Source organism: Micromonospora sp. NPDC048040, from assembly GCF_055587185.1.
In genome coordinates, this window is record NZ_JBVJGT010000068.1 from 1 (window position 1) to 17,716 (window position 17,716).

General features: G+C 70.7%; 13 protein-coding genes and 1 pseudogene. 9 read left to right on the forward strand and 5 right to left on the reverse strand.

Features of this window, described 5'->3' with window-relative positions:
- The first annotated feature begins 237 nt into the window (after positions 1 to 237).
- Both ACZ6O2_RS32590 and ACZ6O2_RS32595 read left to right on the forward strand, forming a co-directional pair.
- Entirely contained in the window at positions 238 to 456 is a 219-nt protein-coding gene (locus ACZ6O2_RS32590) for a hypothetical protein (protein ID WP_466025639.1), read from the forward strand.
- 54 nt (positions 457 to 510) lie between these two features.
- Positions 511 to 693 (forward strand): annotated as a pseudogene (locus ACZ6O2_RS32595) (acyl-CoA dehydrogenase family protein); the annotation flags it as partial.
- 277 nt (positions 694 to 970) lie between these two features.
- Here ACZ6O2_RS32595 and ACZ6O2_RS32600 read toward each other — a convergent pair.
- A complete protein-coding gene (locus ACZ6O2_RS32600) occupies positions 971 to 4,132 on the reverse strand; it encodes an amino acid adenylation domain-containing protein (protein WP_466025640.1) in 3,162 nt (1,053 codons plus the stop codon).
- A gap of 346 nt (positions 4,133 to 4,478) precedes the next feature.
- On the opposite strand from ACZ6O2_RS32600, the gene ACZ6O2_RS32605 reads away from it, so the two are divergent.
- From ACZ6O2_RS32605 to ACZ6O2_RS32635, 7 genes are read left to right on the forward strand one after another with little or no spacing between them, the layout of a single operon-like run.
- Positions 4,479 to 5,294, forward strand: a complete 816-nt coding sequence (locus ACZ6O2_RS32605) for a thioesterase II family protein (RefSeq protein WP_466025641.1) — start codon at positions 4,479 to 4,481, stop codon at positions 5,292 to 5,294.
- A 49-nt stretch (positions 5,295 to 5,343) separates the two neighbouring features.
- Positions 5,344 to 6,081, forward strand: a complete 738-nt coding sequence (locus tag ACZ6O2_RS32610; protein WP_466025642.1) for a thioesterase II family protein — start codon at positions 5,344 to 5,346, stop codon at positions 6,079 to 6,081.
- Positions 6,078 to 7,823: a non-ribosomal peptide synthetase gene (locus ACZ6O2_RS32615; protein ID WP_466025643.1), complete on the forward strand. Its 1,746-nt coding sequence runs from the start codon at positions 6,078 to 6,080 to the stop codon at positions 7,821 to 7,823. The genes ACZ6O2_RS32610 and ACZ6O2_RS32615 overlap by 4 nt, the downstream gene beginning before the upstream one ends.
- On the forward strand, positions 7,820 to 9,073 hold the full coding sequence (locus ACZ6O2_RS32620) for a cytochrome P450 (protein ID WP_350711925.1): 1,254 nt from the start codon (positions 7,820 to 7,822) through the stop codon (positions 9,071 to 9,073). The genes ACZ6O2_RS32615 and ACZ6O2_RS32620 overlap by 4 nt, the downstream gene beginning before the upstream one ends.
- The gene (locus ACZ6O2_RS32625) at positions 9,070 to 10,617 is read left to right on the forward strand and encodes a condensation domain-containing protein (RefSeq protein WP_466025644.1); all 1,548 of its coding nucleotides are present in this window, start codon (positions 9,070 to 9,072) and stop codon (positions 10,615 to 10,617) included. Before ACZ6O2_RS32620 ends, ACZ6O2_RS32625 begins: the two co-directional genes overlap by 4 nt.
- On the forward strand, positions 10,617 to 11,891 hold the full coding sequence (locus tag ACZ6O2_RS32630; protein ID WP_466025645.1) for an ATP-grasp domain-containing protein: 1,275 nt from the start codon (positions 10,617 to 10,619) through the stop codon (positions 11,889 to 11,891). The genes ACZ6O2_RS32625 and ACZ6O2_RS32630 overlap by 1 nt, the downstream gene beginning before the upstream one ends.
- Positions 11,888 to 12,628, forward strand: coding sequence for a helix-turn-helix transcriptional regulator (locus ACZ6O2_RS32635; RefSeq protein WP_350711928.1), 741 nt, complete (start codon positions 11,888 to 11,890; stop codon positions 12,626 to 12,628). Before ACZ6O2_RS32630 ends, ACZ6O2_RS32635 begins: the two co-directional genes overlap by 4 nt.
- 28 nt (positions 12,629 to 12,656) lie before the next feature.
- Here the strand turns inward: ACZ6O2_RS32635 and ACZ6O2_RS32640 are convergent, their stop codons facing one another.
- The 4 genes from ACZ6O2_RS32640 to ACZ6O2_RS32655 form a co-directional block, all read right to left on the reverse strand.
- Positions 12,657 to 13,559, reverse strand: a complete 903-nt coding sequence (locus ACZ6O2_RS32640; protein WP_466025646.1) for an AfsR/SARP family transcriptional regulator — start codon at positions 13,557 to 13,559, stop codon at positions 12,657 to 12,659.
- 180 nt (positions 13,560 to 13,739) lie between these two features.
- Positions 13,740 to 14,696, reverse strand: coding sequence for a GNAT family N-acetyltransferase (locus ACZ6O2_RS32645; protein ID WP_350711930.1), 957 nt, complete (start codon positions 14,694 to 14,696; stop codon positions 13,740 to 13,742).
- A 160-nt stretch (positions 14,697 to 14,856) separates the two neighbouring features.
- Positions 14,857 to 16,113, reverse strand: coding sequence for an MFS transporter (locus ACZ6O2_RS32650; RefSeq protein ID WP_466025647.1), 1,257 nt, complete (start codon positions 16,111 to 16,113; stop codon positions 14,857 to 14,859).
- 2 nt (positions 16,114 to 16,115) lie between these two features.
- Entirely contained in the window at positions 16,116 to 17,678 is a 1,563-nt protein-coding gene (locus tag ACZ6O2_RS32655; RefSeq protein WP_466025648.1) for an AMP-binding protein, read from the reverse strand.
- Positions 17,679 to 17,716: the final 38 nt, after the last annotated feature.

A 17,716-nucleotide genomic window follows, 5' to 3' on the forward strand; every position in this document is an offset into this window, starting at 1 on the left:
GCGGCTGGGGGGAGAAGTTCTTCTGGTGGAGGGTTTTTTTTGTTTTTTTTTTGGGAGAGGGGGTGGGGATCGGGGTGGGAAACCGCCCTTTGTTCCCCCCCCCCCCCCCCCCCCCCACCACGTGTTTCTGCGAGCAAGAAACCGTACATATGCAATTAGATCCCGACTCCCTGGCCGGCACGTCGTGAGCCGCGTGCCTAACGGCATGACCCGTGGAAAGCCTGGTGTGGTGAAATTGTGCGCCGTTTCACTCGGCGCTGGATTGTCTGGCCTTCGGGCCTGCTGAGGCAATTCACCAACGGCCGCTTCGGGTACGTCCTGGCGTCGGAGCCGACCTGTGGTGCGCTGGAGGAGGTCGATCTGTTCGCTCCGGCCGACGCCAAGGAGATCGGCACGGTCGAGCAGCAGCGTGAATCGGCTCTCCGGTTCTACGGACTGCGCCATCAGCGCAGCTGAAGAAGGTAGCGCGCCGGGCCATCCACGGGCCGGTAACCGTGGCGCGCAGCGGTCATGAGCGGCGGCAAACCCCTGGCCGAGCACCAGCTCGTCGCCCGACACGTGGCGCAGCTGCTGGCCGCGGAGCAGACCGCGACGAGGACGTGCGCGCACGCCAGCCACTGCTGGGACAGCCGGCCGCCTGAGATGGTGTCGGCGACGGTGCTGGCGAAGTACCTGAGCTCCCGGCACGCCGCGGCGAGCGCCGCGACCGCAGTCCAGGTGCTCGCCTCCGCGGGCGCGCGGGACAGCCACCCCCGTCGCACGGGCGTACCGCGGCGCCAAGCTGATGGAGATCATCGAGGGCAGCAACTGAGGTCGAGCCAGGGGCAGGACACACGCCTCCACCAGGTCGTCGGTGTGGATGAGTTCGTGCACCTCGCGGATGGCGATGGTGTCCGGATCGTCGGCGGTCGGATCGATGACCCGACCGAAGAGCAACGTGTTGTCGATCGGGTGCCCGACCAGGCCCACCTCAGGCGTCGGGCACGTCGAGCTGGCTCAGCCGGGCGGCGGGGTGGGAGGTCACCTGTTCCAGTAGGCGTTCCAGGCCGCCCGCGAGGCGTTCGACGGTTTCCCGGTGGAACAGGTCGACGCGGTACTCCACGGAGCCGAGCACCCCCTGCGGCCGGCCGTCCGCGTCGCGCCGTTCCGCGAACCGGTACGACAGATCGAACGCCGCGGTGTGGTTGCCGACCGGTTCCGCCTCCACGCCGAGCCCGGCTAGGGCGACGCCGGATGAGATCGCGGGTTGGGTCCCCGTCCTGACCTGGGCCAGCGGGTGCCGGCCGGCCGGGTGCACCGGGTCGAGCTGCTCGACCAGCCGTTCGAAGGGCAGATCCTGGTGCTGGTACGCGGCCAGGTCCGTGGTCCGTACCCGGACCAGCAGTTCCGCGAAGGTCGGGTCCCCGGCGGTGTCGACCCGAGTGACCAGCGTGTTGGCGAAGCGTCCGACGAGCCGTTCCAGGGCGGCCTCGGCCCGACCGGACCCCGTGACCGCGAACGGCAGATCGGTGCCCGCCCCGAACCGGGTCAGCAGTGCGGCCACCGCCGCCTTGAGCACCATGCTGACGGTCGTGCCGCTGGCCCCGGCCAGTCCGGCGAGCCGGACATGCAGGTCGGCGTCGATGTCGACCGGGACCAGGCCGACGTGTGACCGCGAGTCGGCCGGCCGGGCCCGGTCGAACGGCAGCACGAGTGCGTGCGGTATGCCGTCCAGGTATCCCTTCCAGAAGGTCAACTGCCGCGCCGTGACGCTGTCCGGGTCGTCGACGTCGCCCAGCAGATCCCGCTGCCACAGGACGTGGTCGGCGTACTCCACGGGCAACGGCTGCCAGCGCGGCGCAAGGCCGGCGAGCCGGGCACCGTACGCCTCGGTCAGGTCGCGCAGCAGTGGATGCCATGACCACTCGTCGGCGGCGATGTGGTGCAGGACGAGCACGAGCGCCGAGCGGTCCTCGTCCACGAGGAACAGCCTGGCCCGTATGGCGGGCTCCCGCTGGAGGTCGAAGGGCTCCAGGGCGACGGCCGTGACGGAGTCGGCCAGCTTCTCCGCGCTCACGTGTTCGACGACCAGGGGCGGCTGGACCGAGGTGGCGTCGACGATCCGCGCGACAGGTGCCCCCTGGTGCTGCGGGAACAGGGTGCGGAGCACGGCGTGCCGGCGTACGACATCGGTGAGCGCGGCGTCGAGCGCCGCCACGTCGACCCGACCGCTCAGGTGGAGAAGGTACGCCCCTTGGTCGGCTGGGGAGGTGCCGGGCGCCTGATGCCGGAACCAGAGATGTCGCTGCGCGTGCGACAGGGGCACCACGTCACCGTCGGTACGTCGGGTCAGTGGCGGACGACCGGTCGCGGCGGTGATCTTCGCGGTGACCGCGGCGACGGTGGGCGACTCGAACAGCTCCTGGATGCTCACCTCCAGCCCGAGGACCGCTCTGATCCGCGTGACCAGGCGGACAGCGGTGAGCGAGTGTCCCCCCAGTACGAAGAAGTTGTCGTCCGGGTCCACCACGGGATGGCCGAGCGCCTGGGCGAAGAGCTGGCAGAGCAGTTCCTCCACCAGCGACCGTGGCGCGCGACCGGTGGTGGCGGCGAGGGTCGGCTCCGGCAGGGCCGACCGGTCGAGCTTTCCGTTGACGGTGTGGGGCAGCGCGTCCAGCAGCACGAATGCCGCCGGCACCATGTAGCCGGGCAGGACCAGCGAGAGATCGTCGCGGAGCCGGCGCTGGTCCGGCGCGGTCCCGTCGTGGGGCACGACGTATCCGACAAGGCCCTCGTCCCCGGTCGGCAGGGTACGGACGGCCACCGCGCCGGCGCGTACCGCCGGTTGTCGGACCAGCGCCGCCTCGACCTCGCCGAGCTCGATCCGGAACCCGCGGATCTTGACCTGGTCGTCGGCCCGGCCCAGGTACTCGATGTCGCCGTCCGGTCGGAGCCGTGCGAGGTCACCTGAACGGTAGCCGCGGATTGTCCGCCCGTCGGCGTCGGTCAGCTCGACGAACCGTTGCCGGGTCAGCTCGGGCTGCGCGTGGTATCCGAGCCCGACACCCGGACCGATGACGACGATCTCGCCCGCGTCGCCTGGTGGCACCGGCCGGAGCTGGTCGTCGGCCAGCAGGAACGAGGAGTTCGGCAGCGGTACCCCGATGAGGCTCGCCCCCTGGAGCAGGTCGGCCTCGCGGACCCGGCGGTAGGAGGCGTGGACGGTCGTCTCGGTGATGCCGTACATGTTGATCAGCTCGACCGCCTCGTCGCCGTACTTGGCGACCCACGGCGCAAGGCTGGCGAAGCGCAGCGCCTCGCCGCCGAACACGACCCGACGCACCGACAACCTGTCGTCGTGCCGTTGCTCCTCGGCGATCAACTGGTTGAAGGCGGTCGGCGTCTGGCTGAGCACCGTCACTCCCCGGTCCCGCAGCAGCCGTCGGAACAAGGCCGGATCCTGGACGGCGGGCTCCGGTACGACGACCACGGAACCGCCGTAGAGCAGCGCCCCCCACATCTCCCAGACAGCGACGTCGAACGCGAAGGAGTGGAACATCGACCACACGTCGTGAGCGTCGAACGCGAAGAGGGAGTCCGTCGAGTCGAACAGGTGCAGGACGTTGCCGTGGGATATCCGTACGCCCTTGGGCTGGCCGGTCGTGCCCGAAGTGAAGATCATGTACGCGCAGGCGGAGGAGTCCACCGACGGCGGTGAGTAGCGCAGGTCCCCTGGCCGATCGTGGTCCAGCCGGATCACCGCGGTGTCCGGTGGCAGGTTGCCTGCCAGGTCGCTCGTCGTGATGACCAGGGCAGGTTCGGCCACGGCGAGGATGCGTTCCAGCCGGGCCCGGGGGTTCGCCGGATCGAGCGGAACGTACGAGCAGCCCGCCTTGATCACCGCGATCGCCGCCAGGACCAGGTCGGCGGTCCGGGGCAGGAAGATGCCGACGTGGGCGCCAGGGTCGACGGCCCGGTCCTGAAGCTGCGCGGCCACCGCCTCGGCGGCCTGGTCCAGCTCGGCGTAGGTGAGCACTCGCCCGTCCGCGATGACGGCTGTCCGGTCGGGATGACGACGCACGGAGTGGGTGAAGCCGGCCAGCAGGGTCTCGGCCCAGCCGCCGACACCACGGCGCGATTCGGTTGGGGTCATGCTCATCCTTCACTCGCGGTGACGCAAGCACGGCGCTGACGGTGAGCCCGGCCAGTTCGGGGGTGCCTGCTCGGTAGTGCCGATACGGCACGGTCCAGGCGCGCACCAGAGAACAGAGGCCCGGCGAATTCTCAGATCATGTCGTTGATGCATCGGCCTGTCTTCAACCGATGGTGGAGGACGTGCGTCCAGCCTCCACCATCGGTGGAGGTCCGGCACCGTGCGTGGCCGGCCGCCCCGACCGGCGACCGGCGACCGGCTCCCGCCTTCCACGCCGATTCCACGGTGTTTCCACAGCCGAGTGCTTCACTGGGCCGAGATCCATTGACGAAAGAGAGTGTGCCGCATGGCGCTGGAGCCAATAACGCGTGGGCTGTGGCGGTACCGCGGCGTTGCCGGCGAGCCCAGCCGCCCTGCCGCCCGTACCGTGGTGGTGGCGCCGTACGGCGGCGGCAGCGCCTACTCCGTACACGAGTTGCTGCGGCACGTGGCACCCACCGCCGACGAGACGCTCGTCCTCCAGTACTCGGGACGGGGACCACGTATCGGTGAGCCGCCCGCGGCCAGCCTGCACGATCTCGCCGACCAGTTGGCACAGGACATCGACCAGCACGCTGTCGGCAACCTGGTGCTCCTCGGGCACAGCCTGGGCGGGCTGCTCTGCTTCGAGCTGGCACACCGGCTCACCCGCTCCGGCCGCCACGTCGAACTCGTGGTGATCTCGTCGGCCCAGCCGACGGCGTTCAAGACACTGTGCGCCGACGAGATCCAATCACGCGGTGTCGAACAGTGGGTCGCCGTCCTCCGGGAGGAGAACGCCGTCACCGAGGAGATCCTCGACGACCCGGAGATGCGGCGCCTCGCGATCCAGGCGATCCGCTCCGACACGCTGCTGGCCGCGCGGCACGTCGCGTCGCCCCAGCCCCTGCCCTGCCCGATGTTGATCGTCGGAGGCGACGCCGACCCCGACATCACTCCCGAGCACCTGCGTGGCTGGGAGGACCTGACCCTCGGGCCGGCGACCACCATCCTGCTGCCCGGTGGCCACTTCTACTACCGCGACCGGGAAGCGGAGCTCGGCGAACTCATCCGCCAGCAGCTACCCATGCCGTGCGGGACCGGCTCGGCACCGATGTGCCCGACGCGGGGAGAACGAGGATGACCCAGTCGTCCGACCGCGCGGACGGTTGCCGCCGGAGGGGAGGCGAGTCGTGAAGCGCAACCGCTGGCTGCTGCGCGACCCGTCCGACGAGTCCGTCGGCCGCATCTTCTGCTTCCCGTACTCCGGCATGGGCGCGTCGATGTTCAACCGGTGGCCCCGCTGGATCGACGGGATCGAGGTCTGCCTCGTGCAACTACCCGGTCGGGAGAACCGTGTCCGTGAGCCCCATTACCGCAGCTACGCGCAGTTGGCGGACGTACTGTCCGAACAACTCCTACCGCTGCTCGACCGACCGTTCGCCTTCTTCGGTCACTGCGCCGGCGCGTTGCCGGCGTACGAGACGGCGCGCCGCCTGCCCGTCGACCGGCTGCCGCACCCGGCCAGCCTCGTGGTCTCTGCCCAGGTCGCGCCGCACCACTGTCCGCACGACCGGTTCCTGGCCCTCACCGACGAGGAACTCCTCGACGAACTGGCCGACCTCGCGGTGCGGCGCGGCGGGCAACCGGATCCCGCGATGCTGGCACTGAGCATGGCGGTGCTGCGTGAGGATCTGGAGGCCAACCGCCACTACCGACGCGACGAGCCGGCGCCGGTCCCGATGAACATCTCGGTGCTGCACTGGGCCGACGACCCCGAGGTGACCGAGGCCGAACTGCGGGGCTGGGAGCACTACAGCGACGACGTGCGGTTCGAGGTCCTCGCGGGGGGCCACTACGAGTTCCTGAACGCACCCGAGACACTGCTTGCCCTGCTGTCGGCGCAACTACAGGAGCGTGCCCCGCGATGATCGACGAGCTGTTCCGGCAGATCGCCCCACGGCACTCCGCCCGGACGGCGGTACGGGCCTGGGACGGCGAGTTGACCTACCACGAGCTGCACCGGCGCGCCGACCAGCTCGCCCACCGGTTGCAGCAGGCGGGCACGGCCCCGGGGGCGGTGGTCGGAGTGCACCTGCCACGTTCCGCCGCGGCCGTGGTCGGCCTGCTGGCGATCCTCCGGTCCGGCGCCGCGTACGTCGCGCTCGACGACCGCTACCCGTCGGAGCGCCGCGATGCCATCCTGCGGGACGCGGCCGTCGACCTGGTCCTCACCACACCCTCCGGACTGCCGGACCTGCCGACCGGCTGCCGGGCCCTGACGGTGCCGGACGCCCTGGACGACGGGCCGGCAGCCCCGTCCGTGGTCCGGGCCGGCCCGGACCACCTCGCCTACCTTGCCTACACCTCGGGCTCCACCGGCAGGCCCAAGGGGGTGTGCGTACCGCATCGGGCCGTCGTCCGCCTGGTGGTGGAGAACGGCTTCCTGCCGATCCGCGACGACGACGTGTTCGTCCAGTACGCGCCGCTGGCGTTCGACGCGTCCACGCTGGAGGTGTGGGGCCCGCTGCTCAACGGGGCCTGCCTCGTCATCCCGCCGCCGGGCGATCTCTCGCCGGAGGAAATCTGCGCCTACGTCGCCGCACAGCGCGTCACGGTGCTGTGGCTCACCGCCGGCCTGTTCCACCGGGCGGTCGAGGCCGGCCTCGACAACCTGCGTGGACTGCGGCACTTGCTGGCCGGCGGGGACGTCCTCTCCGTGCCGCACGTGAACCGCGCCGTGGCGGCGCTGCCCGACACCGTACTGATCAACGGGTACGGGCCGACGGAGAACACCACCTTCAGCACCTGCCACCGGATGACTTCCGTGGTCACCGGCAGCACCGTCCCGATCGGGCAGCCGATCCACGGCAGCACGGCGTACGTCCTGGACGATCGGCTCAGGCCGGTGGACGACGGTCAGGTCGGCGAACTCTACGTCGGCGGGACGGGCATCGCCCACGGATACCTCGGTGACCCCGCGCTCACCGCGACCCGCTTCGTCCCCGACCCCTTCGCCGCCACCCCCGGCTCGCGCATGTATCGCTCCGGCGACCTCGTCCGGCGGACCGGGGAGCAGCTCGAGTTCGTCGGCCGGCGGGACCGGCAGGTCAAGATCCGGGGCTTCCGGGTCGAGCCGGCGGAGGTGGAGGCCGTGGCGGTCGGGGCGCCGGGCGTGACCGACGTCGCGGTCGTGGTGCAGGACGACGCGCGCGGGAGCAGGCGCCTGGCGGCCTTCTTCACCGGGACCGCATCCGTGCTGGAGCTCCGCAGACGGCTGAGCGAGGTGCTGCCGTCGTACGCCGTCCCTGCTCGGGTGACCAGGCTGGACGCGCTGCCGCTGACCGCGAACGGCAAGGTCGACCGGACGGATCTGGCTGGCCGGGAGTCCCACAGCCGTCCCGAGGTCAGCGCCGATCACCGGAAACCGGCTACGGAGCTGGGGCTGAGCATCACGCAGTTGTGGGAGGACCTCATGGACCTCGACGGCATCGGTGCCGACGACGACTTTTTCGAACTCGGCGGCCACTCGCTCCTCGGGGTGCAGATCCTCGCGGAACTCCGGCAGGCGCACGGCGTCGAGGTGTCCCCGCTGTCGTTCTATCTGGACCCGACCCCGGCCGGACTGGCCCGAAGCGTGCAGGCCGCCCACCAGATGCAGGAGATCCGGTGAGGATCTCCAGCGGCGCCCAACCCCTGACGACGCCGGTGGCGGACGTCGACCTGTTCGCCCCCGACTTCTACGCCACGGGTGACCCGCACCCGGTGTGGGCCGAGATGCGGGCCCGGCACCCGCTGCACCGGCAGGAACTGCCGGACGGCCGGACCTTCCTGTCGGTCACCAGGTACCGGGACGCCTGCCGGGTGCTCAGCGACCACCGCGAGTTCACCTCGGAGCAGGGCAGCCTCCTGCAACAGTTGGGCCACGGCGACCAGGCGGCCGGACTGATGTTGGTGTCGACCGACCCGCCCCGGCACACCGAGCTGCGCACCCCGCTCAACCGCGTGCTGACCGCCAGGGCGGTGCGCGACCTCGAACCGGACGTCGTCCGGGCGGTCCGCCGGATCCTGCTGCCCGTGCTCGATCGTGCGGAATGGGATCTCGCCGAGTGCGTCGCCCAGCTGCCGATGGCGGTCGCCGGGATGCTCATGGGAGTTCCCGAACCAGACTGGGCCGAGCTGACGCGGTGGACCGCGATGGCCGCCGCGCCAGCGGACCCCGGGCTGTGTGTGCGTCATCCGGCCGCAACCCTGGCCATCGCCCACCACAGCCTGTTCGACTACTTCGCCAGGCAGTTGCGCGACGGCGGATGCCAGCGACGGGACGACCTGATCGGGCACCTGGCCAGCATGCTGGCCGGTGGTCGGCGGCTGACCACCGAAGAGGTCATCTACAACTGCTACAGCCTGCTGCTCGGCGCGAACGCCACCACCCCGCACGCCGTCACCGGCACCGTCCTCGCGCTGATCGAACACCCGGCGCAGGCCGTCGCTGCACCGGAGGCACTGACCGGCCTGGTGGAGGAGGGCCTGCGGTGGACCTCGCCGGCCAACAGCTTCCTGCGCCATGCCCGGCAGGACGTGGAACTCAGCGGCGGCCTGGTCCGTCAGGGCGAGGCGGTCGCGGTCTGGGTCGGGTCGGCCAACCGGGACGGGGAGGTCTTCACCGATCCCTACCGGTTCGAAATCACCCGCCCGGACAATCGGCACATCGCCTTCGGATTCGGCCCGCACTACTGCCTGGGCGCACCGCTGGCGCGGATGACGCTGGCCATCTTCTTCGCCGAGTTGTTCCGGGCGTTCGAACGGATCGAGCTCAACGGTCCGGTGGAGCACCTGGCATCGAACTTCATCGCCGGCATCACACACCTGCCCGTGCTGACCCGGCGGCGCACGGCATCCCCGAGGGAGTTCGCCGAATGAGCGACACGACGCAGGCCATGGTGGAGATCTGGCGGAGGCACCTCGATGACCAGCCGATCGGCCCGGATGACGACTTCTACGCCCTCGGCGGGGACTCGCTGATCGCCCTACGTGTCGTCGCGGACGCCAACGCGCGGGGCATTCCGGTCGAGCTGCGCGACCTGATGTTCTTTCCGACCGTCAGCGAGTTGGTGGCGGCGGTGGCCGGTCGTGACGGACGTGCCGACGGGGTGGGGGACTACCAGCCGTTCAGTCTCCTGGACCCCTACGACCGGGCGCTGATGCCGGCGGAGGTACGCGACGCCTGGCCCGCCTCGGTCCTTCAGGTGGGGCTCATCTACCTGAGCGAGGCGTCGGGCGACCCCCGTCTCTACCAGGACCTCATCGGTGTCGAGGTGACCGGGCCGTTCGACAAGGCGTTGTTCACGGCCGCGCTCGACGAGCTGTGCGGCCGACACCAGGCCCTGCGCTCCTCCTTCGACCTGGGCGGTTTCAGCGTCCCCGCGCAACTGCTGTGGTCCTCGGTGGACCCGCCGTTGACTGTCGAGTACGCCACCACAACCGAACCGGTCACCCGCTGGCGTGAGACACAGCTGTCCCAGGCCATCGACTGGGGCCGGCCGCCGGTCCTCCGTTGCCACGTGGTGGCACTCGAGGGCTGCTTCCACGTCACCCTCACACTCCACCACGCCCTCCTCGACGGCTGGAGCTACGCGCGACTCTGCTACGAGCTTCTCGCGCTGTACGACGCGAAGCTCACCGGCCGGCCGGCGGACCTGCCGCTGCCGCCGGCCTCCGGGCAACGGGAGTTCCTCCGGCTGGAACGGGAGTCCATCGACAACCGGGAGGCCGCCGACTTCTGGCACGCCGAGGCGGACGTGCCCGGGCTGCTGCTCGACCGTGGGCGTTTCGGCGGCGCGGCCGACCCCCGGGAGATGCTCACCTTCGAGGTCGGGGAGACCCTGCTGGAGGGCCTCAGAGCGGTGGCCGGCACCATCGGCGTCCCCCTGAAGAGTCTGGTTCTCGGCTGTCACGTCCGGGCCCTGAGCACGTGGACCGGTCGGGACCGGGACGTGGTGACCGGGTTGACGGTAAACGGGCGGCCGGAGATCGCTGGCGCGGACCTCCTCGTCGGACTGTTCCTCAACACTGTTCCCATCCGGGTGCCGGTGGTGCCCGAGGACCAGGTGGAACTGTGGCGCAGCGCCCTCGCCGCCGAGCAGCGGGGGATGCGTCACCGGCGGTACCCGCTGGCCATGATCGAGCAACGGCTGGGCCGGCCACCGTTCGACACGGCGTTCAACTTCACCCACTTCCACGTGTACGACCAACTGGAGCAGTTGACCGCGATCAGGCCCGGCGCGTGGTGGGCCTTCGACAAGACCAGCTTCCCGTTCATGGTCGACTTCATGATCAACTCGCGTGACCTGGGCACCGCCGTCGCGGTGGCCTACGATCCCGACCTGTTCGACAAGGCGCAGGTGACGACGTACCTGGAGTTGTACCGTGGTGCGCTGCACGCGGCGGCGGAGATGCCCGACTGATGGCCGGCCCGCTGGTTGTCGTGTACGACCGTGGCGCCGCGTCGGCCGCGGAGATCGCCGTCGGACTGGGGACGCTCGGCCCGGTGGCGTTCCTGGTCAACCCGAGCGGATACACCGACCGGACCGGGGAGGTGCTGCGCCGGCTGGGTGACGTCGTACCGTTGACCGGCGACCGCGAGGCGGATCTGGCGGCGGTGCGTCGGCTCACCCCGGCGGCGGTCCTGACCTTCTCCGAGCCGATGCTGCCGGTCACCGCGTGGCTGGCCGACGCGCTCGGCCTGCCGTTTCACCCGATCGCCACGACCGGGCTGCTGACCAGCAAGGTGCGGCAACGTGAGCGCCTGCGTGTGCGCGGCGTCGACGACGTACGTAGCCGCCCGATCTCCTCGATCGACGAGTGGGCCGCCGCCCGGGACCACGTCGGCCTGCCCGCCGTGGTCAAGCCCGTCTACGGCCAGGGCAGCCGGAACACGTACGTGATCACTGACGACGCGGTGGCGCACCGGGTGCTCGCCCCACTCCTGCCGGCGGGCCGCGCGTCCACAGTGGTGGTCGAAGAGCTGCTCGTGGGCCGGTCGGGCGGACCGTACGGCGACTACGTGTCGGTGGAGAGCTACCACGGGCCGCAGGGGCTGCGGCATCTCGCCGTCACCGGGAAACTCCCGCTGGTGCCGCCCTTCCGGGAGACAGGGCAGTTCTGGCCGGCGGCGGTGACCGACGTCGAGCGGAAGGAGATCCTCGATCTCGCCACGCGTGCCCTCACCGCGTTCGACCTGGGCCCCGGTCTGACCCACACCGAGATCAAGTTGACCGAGCGCGGGCCACGGATCATCGAGGTGAACGGTCGCCTGGGCGGCCACATCGGCGCACTGGCCCGGCACTGCGCCGGCTTCGACGTGGTCCGTCTCGCCGGGCAGCTGGCACTCGGCCAACCGGTGACCGTGCCCCCGATCGACCAGCCGGACAGGGTCCACTTCCAATACCACACGTTGGCCCCGGTCGAGCCCTGCGAACTCATCTCGATCAGCGGCGCGGCCGACGTCCGCCAGGTCGACGGCATCGACGGCTTCCGGGCGTACGCACGGGTGGGCGACGTCCTCGACGCCGACGTGATGACCCGGCATCTCGACCTGCACTGGGGGCGTTGTGACCGGCCTGCCGACCTGGCCGCGCTCATCGCCGCGGCGCAGCGTCGGATCTGTTACGAGTTCCGGTTCCGCGACGGGATCCGGCGACTGAGCGCAGCCGAGCTGCATCGGGAGGTGCCGGTATGACGGTGGTCCAGGATGCGACGCGCCAGTTCCGGTCGCGATCGAAGGCCGACGGTGGCGAGACCCGCGCCAGGATGCGGACCCGGGTCCTGGTCGCGGACCACGATCCGCTCTGGCGTCACCTGCTGTACGACGTGCTGAACGGCGACAGCCAGCTCGACGTCGTGGCCGAGGTGGACAGCCGCCGACCGCTGGCGGACTGGCCGCTGCAACGTGTCGAGGTGGCCGTCCTCGGAGCCAGCCACGGGGAACCGATGGTCGGTGCGATCCGACAGTTGACCGCCCGGCGGATCAGGGTCGTCCTCCTGTGCCTGGACTGGTCCCGGCGCAGTCTCGACGCCGCGGTGGCGGCCGGCGCCGCCGGCTGCCTGGTGAAGGAGACCGATCTCAGCGGTGTGGCCGGCAGCGTGCAGGCGGTCGCCGGCAGGAACCGGGTGTTCTCCGCTGCCCTGCTGAACTTTTACGTCGACCCGGCCGGGGTGAACCGGCCGTCCCAGGACGCGGTGCAGAAGCTGACCGCCCGGGAACGCGAGGTGCTCTGCCGCCTCGGCGAGGGACTCACCACCGCCGAGGCGGCGGAACTCTGTGGGGTCTCGAGCGCCACCGTCAAGAGCCACGTCTCGCACGCCCTGGCCAAGCTCGGCGCCCGTAACCGCCTGGAGGCGGTCCTCATGGTGCGTGACACTCTGGGCGCCCCGGCGCCGGGGGCGTACTGGGCCCCGGATGCCGCCGCGGGCTGACCGCGTGGAGCCGGGTTGTCGAACACGATCAGCAGCCGACGGTCGACGAGCAGGCTGCGGTACAGCGCCAACTGGCCGTCCACACCGACTGGCGCGTCCCGACGGAAACCGTACGTCGCAGGATCCTCCGTTGGAGTTCGTGAAGGTCGGGTGCGTCGAGGCCACGGCACGCCAACAGGGTCAGCCCCTCCCGACAGACCTCAGCCGCCTCGTCCACCCGCTGGTCGGCATAGAGCGCCAGCGCCAGCAGGCGCCGCACCTTCTCGTTGTACGGGTCGACGGCGATCATGCCGGCGAGTTCGCCCGTGGCCTCCAGGTAACTGCCGATCTCGACCAGTGCCTCGGCGCGGATCTGCATCGCGGAACGGCGCAGCGCGTCCAGACGGTTGATCTCGGCCGTGGCGCCCCACCAGTGGGCGATGTCCGCGAAGGCGGTGCCCCGCCACAGAGCCAGCCCGTCCCGGAGCAGCTTCGCCGCCTGCCGCGCCTCGGTGGTACCGCCGGTTCGCAGCAGCCGGCTGCCCTCCACCACCGCGCTCTCGAAGACCTGTGCGTCGATGCTGCCCGGCGCCACCTCCAGCAGGTAGCCCCGGCTGGCCGGCGTGCCCACGGTCCGCACCGTGGCCACCGGACCGCCCTGGCCGGGCGGGAGTCCGAGCTTCTGGCGCAGGTGTGAGACGTGGCTGCGGAGAGTCGTCTCGGCTGCCGCGGAGGCGGACTTTCCCCACAGCAGGTCGACGAGTTGGCCCGCGTCGACCGGTCGGCCGGCGTGGAGCACCAGTGCCGAGAGGAGACCGGAGACCTTCGGCCCGAGTTGCACGGTGTGATCGAGGTGATCGAGGCGCAACGGCCCGAGGACGGAGATCCTCGTCGTCGCCGACCCGGACCGGTGGGCGGGTGCGGATCTTTCCTGACTGAGGTCCGTGTTCATACAGAGATCAGGATCCGACGACGGGTCGCGTGCGTCGCCTCGGCGGACGAGCAGGCGCAGACGAGCGAACAGACCATTTCCGCCCTCACAATCGGTGGCTGTGCGGCACTGGTTCTCTCCAGGGGTCACATCCGGAGCGGCCAGTGGGTACGGCGGTGGAGCAGGACTGCGGATCAGTGGTCAGGCGGTGGCACGGGTTACCCGCGCCGGCAGGTCGACGCGGCTGGCCGTGTCGACGGTACGGGTGGTGTACCGGTTGATGTCGATCTCCGGCCCGGCGCCGAAGACGTGGCTGGTCAGGCGTGGAGTGCTGGCGGCGGCGTGGGAGTCGCCGTCGGCGTAACCCAGCACGACCACGGGTGTGGTCAGTGCCTCGACCGACAGCAGCAGGTCGGCGAAGTCGCCCGCCGGGGCCCGACCGATGGGCTTGGCGGGTACCGGTTCGAAGCCGAGGCGGGTCTTGAACAGGAACAGGCCGGGCTTGGCGACGTGTCCGTAGAGGTTGGGGTCGTTGCCCAGGGTCACCTCGGGAAATCCGCGCCTGCGGGTCTCCTCGAAGGCGTGCAGGTAGATGACCCGGGCGAGGCTGTGTTCCCGCCAGCGGGCCTCGACGGCGGAGAAGAGCAGCCACACCGAGTTGTCCTGCGGGAACTCCCGGCACAGGCAGCCGCCGACCAGTTCACCCTTCTCGTAGGCGAACACGCCGAAGGTCGTCGGATTGTCGATCATGCCGGCGCGCATCGGGCCGGCCAACGAGAGGCCGAAGGTCATGCCGTTGACCCGGTTCTCGTACAGGGTGAGGAACGGGTCGAGTTGGTCGGCGCTGAGCGTCTGGTGCACCTCGATGTGCACGTCGGCGTTGGCCGCCCGGTCGATGGCTCGGCGGAGGTCCTGGCGGGCCTTGCGGGCGAGCCGGGCGGCGTAGTCGTCGACCGAGCGTGGAGTGGGCGCCCGCCAGCTCAGCCAGATCGGCTTGCGGATGAACCCGGCGTGGGCGAGGTCCGCCCAGGTGTCGCGGGGCGGTTCGGGAACCCTGATGAGGGCGACCGGGGGTAGAGCGCCGGCGCGGTGTGCGGCGAGTGCCTCGTGCGCGTCTGCTTCGGCGATGGGAAGCCCGTAGTCGTCTCGAACGTGCATGTCGTGGGCGCCTTCCGCAGTGTTGACCGGTCGCGTCTGGATCGGGGAGGGGGACTGTCGGGGGTTGCCGGCAGCTTGCCAGGCCGGGCGACGCGCGCCGTGCGGGGCGGCCCGGCCGCGGACGCCGGGAACGGTAGCGATCGGGTGGCCACGGTGGTGTTCACGTCCGGACCGGTTCGGTGGTGTTGGCCATGGTGGGCGGTGGTTCGTCCAGGCGGCGCCACCGGGCGGGGCGTAGCACCAGGGTGAGCGCCACCATCAGGTACAGCAGTCCGCTCAGGGTGATCGCGGCGGTCAGTCCGAGGGCGGACGCGGCCCAGCCGCCGAGCACGCCGCCGATCGGGATGCTGGCCCAGGAGAACGCGGTGGCCAGGCCGAACATCCGGGCCTGCAAGGGTGGCGGGGTGCGTTCCAGGATGGTCGCGGCGATGATCGGGTTGACGGAGGACAGCGCCAGGCCGCAGACGAAGGTGATGGCGGTCACCACCAGCAGGTCGTGGCTGAACGCCATGACCAGGAATCGCGGGGCCCCACCGACGAGCAGCCCGATCGTGAAGGTGACGTAGCGGGGCAGCCGGGTGGCGGCGATGGAGAAGCCGATGTTGCCGACGATCGCGCCGAGGGCGAGCGCACCGCTGACCGCGCCGAGCGCGGCCGGGTTGTCGAGCACCTGGTCGACCCAGAGCGGGATGTAGACGGCGACGCTGGCCTGGTTGAACAGGTTGATGATGAACATCACCGCGAAGATCCCGACGGCGACCTGGTCCTGTCGCAGGTGGCGCAGCCCGATGCCCAGCGCCTTCAGGTACGGTTTCCGCTCCGTCGTGGCGTCGTGGATGGGCCGTCCGATGGACGCCGGGATCAGCGCCGTCACGACGGCGGCGGCCACGGCGAAGGTTGCCGCGTCGACGAGGATGGCCTGGGTGATGCCGAACCAGGCGATGATCACACCGGCGACCGGTGCGCCGACGAGGATGCTCATCCGGTGCAGGCCGTCGTCGATGGCGCTGACCCGCGCCATCGAAGCGCCCGCCGCGGCGATGGTGGCGTGCGCCATCGCCCGTTTGGCGTTGTCGCCGAGACCCCGGACGACGCCGATGACGGCGACTAGCCCGAGCAGCAGGGCGAACCCGAGTTGGTAGGTGGCGGCCAGCAGCACCATGCCGGCGGCGCTGGCCAGGTCGGCCGTGATGGAGACCCGACGGGCACCGAGCCGGTCCACCAGCGGCGGGCCCAGCGCGCTGGTCAGCACGTAGGGCAGCATCTCGGCCGCGACGACCAGGCCCATCCGGGTGGGGCTGCCGGTGCTGACCAGGACCAGCCAGGGCAGCGTCACCGTGGACACCCGGGTGCCGGTGTCGGAGATCGTTCCGGCGGTGAGCAGCCCGACGAGGGCGGCCCGGGGCCGGTTGGACACCGTCACTCCGGTGAACCGACTGCTGCGCCGGTACGGGCGAGATAGCGGTCACGCAGTGTGCGTTTGTCGACCTTCCCGTAGCCGATCATGGGCAACGTGTCGACGAACTCCACGTCACGCGGCGTCCAGTTGGTGTCGAGGCGTTCGGTGATCAGGTCGCGGAGTTGCTCAGGGGTGACGGTGGCACCCGGTACGGGCACGACGAAGGCGTACGCCGCCTCACCGTAGGCGTCGTCGGGCACGGCGACGACGGCCGCGTCGTGGACGTCGGGGTGGGCGGTCAGGACATCCTCGATCGGTCCCGGGTAGACGTTGACGGCGCCGGGACCGGTGACGATGAGCTCCTGGTCGCGTCCCACCAGGTAGAGGTAGCCGTCCTCGTCGAGGTGCCCGGTGTCCCCGGTGCGCAGCCAGCCGTCGACCAGTGTCCCGGCGGTCAGCTCAGGCTGTCCCCAGTACCCGGCCATCACCAGCGACCCGGTGATCCACACCTGGCCGTGCTGCCCGGGCGGCAACTCCCGTCCGGCCTCGTCCCGGATGGCGATGCGTACGTCACCGTAGGCACGCCCGCAGGAGCGCAGCAGGTGGGGCCGGCTCGGGTCGTGCTCGTCGCCGTTGAGTTCGGTGATCAGGGGCGCCTCGCTCATCCCGTACGCGACGCGCACGATGGGCCCGAAGCGTTCGAGTGCCTGGGTCAGCCGGGCGGGGGCGACGGTCGAGCCGCCCAAGGTGATCATCTCCAGGCTGCTCAGGTCAGTCCGGCCGAGCAGCGGGCAGTCCAGCAGCTCGTACAGGCGGGGTGAGGCGGCGTTCGTGCTGGTGATGCGCTCCTGCTCGATGAGCGTGAAGAACTGCCCGGCGTCGAAGGAGTCGCACATCACCTGCGTCCCGCCGGCGAACAGCATGCCCATGACGCCCAGTTGTGAGCTGACGTGCCAGAAGACGCCGTAGTAGAGGTGGCGGGTCGGGCGGCCCTCGCCCGCCCACCTGGTGGCGAGTTCCAGGATTGTCTGGAACAGCACGTTGCGGTGGTGGACCAGCTTGGGGCGTCCGGTCGTACCGCTGGTCTGGAACACCGACGCGGGTTCGCCCGTGGCGTCGGCCGGGTCCAGGGCCCGCCGGGGTGCCTGCCACAGGTCGGTGCCCAGGGCGGCGGGGCCGAGGCTGAACACGGCCGGGGCAGCCGACCGTCGGGCCAGTTCGACGCCGGCCTCGGCGTGGGTGCGGGGGTCGTACACCAGCGCGTCCGGGCGGGCCTGGCCGAGGAAGTCCAACTGGTGTTCCAGCGGCGCGTGGGCCACCCAGATGGACCGGCAGCCCAGCAGGTGCAGGGCGAAGTGCAACATGACCACGTCCGGGTGGTTGTTGGCGACCACCGCCACCGCCCGGCCCGCGACCATTCCCTGCCCGTTCAGGGCCTCGGCCAGGTGCAGGACGCCGTGCCGCAGGTCGGCGTAGGTCAGCCGGCGGCCCTGGTGCACGATCGCCTCCGCCGGACCGTACTTCTCGAACAGCGCCAACGCCTGCGGGACGTAGTTGGCGGGTACAGCGGTTGGGGTGTCCACGGGGCGATCTCCTCGGGCCGGAAGCTCGGTGTGTGGGG

What these genes read in the sequence shown, in the direction of transcription:
- ACZ6O2_RS32600 (WP_466025640.1), bottom strand. Translation starts at nt 4,132, where the DNA reads ATGACCCCAACCGAATCGCGCCGTGGTGTCGGCGGCTGGGCCGAGACC.
- ACZ6O2_RS32605 (WP_466025641.1), top strand. Translation starts at nt 4,479, where the DNA reads ATGGCGCTGGAGCCAATAACGCGTGGGCTGTGGCGGTACCGCGGCGTT.
- ACZ6O2_RS32615 (WP_466025643.1), top strand. Translation starts at nt 6,078, where the DNA reads ATGATCGACGAGCTGTTCCGGCAGATCGCCCCACGGCACTCCGCCCGG.
- ACZ6O2_RS32625 (WP_466025644.1), top strand. Translation starts at nt 9,070, where the DNA reads ATGAGCGACACGACGCAGGCCATGGTGGAGATCTGGCGGAGGCACCTC.
- ACZ6O2_RS32630 (WP_466025645.1), top strand. Translation starts at nt 10,617, where the DNA reads ATGGCCGGCCCGCTGGTTGTCGTGTACGACCGTGGCGCCGCGTCGGCC.
- ACZ6O2_RS32635 (WP_350711928.1), top strand. Translation starts at nt 11,888, where the DNA reads ATGACGGTGGTCCAGGATGCGACGCGCCAGTTCCGGTCGCGATCGAAG.
- ACZ6O2_RS32640 (WP_466025646.1), bottom strand. Translation starts at nt 13,559, where the DNA reads ATGAACACGGACCTCAGTCAGGAAAGATCCGCACCCGCCCACCGGTCC.
- ACZ6O2_RS32645 (WP_350711930.1), bottom strand. Translation starts at nt 14,696, where the DNA reads ATGCACGTTCGAGACGACTACGGGCTTCCCATCGCCGAAGCAGACGCG.